The organism is Paenibacillus sp. SER-28 (assembly GCF_052906305.1).
The window spans coordinates 1-243 of the sequence record NZ_JBRECM010000094.1 but is presented as its reverse complement, the minus strand read 5'-3'; the positions used below and the strand labels follow the sequence as shown (position 1 = coordinate 243).

At 52.3% G+C, this 243-nt stretch carries 1 protein-coding gene; it reads right to left on the bottom strand.

Annotated features, from left to right (window positions below):
• The coding region (locus ACUYLD_RS25780) for an AMP-binding protein (RefSeq protein ID WP_446676253.1) at window positions 1–243 on the bottom strand (243 nt) is incomplete at both ends.

Below are 243 nucleotides of genomic sequence, written 5' to 3'. Positions count from 1 at the left end.
CAACGTGGCTCCGCAGAACAGCGCCTGGAAGATTTCCCAGCAAGCCGCATCAAACGAATAGCTGGCGAACAGCAACGTATGATCCGACGTGCGGATCTTGAGCGTCTGATCAAAATACGTTTTCAGATTGCATAGACCGCGATGCTCCAACATAACACCCTTCGGCTGCCCCGTCGTACCCGACGTATAAATGACATACGCCAGATCGTTTGGACCAGACAACGACTCCAGATTGGAAGCATC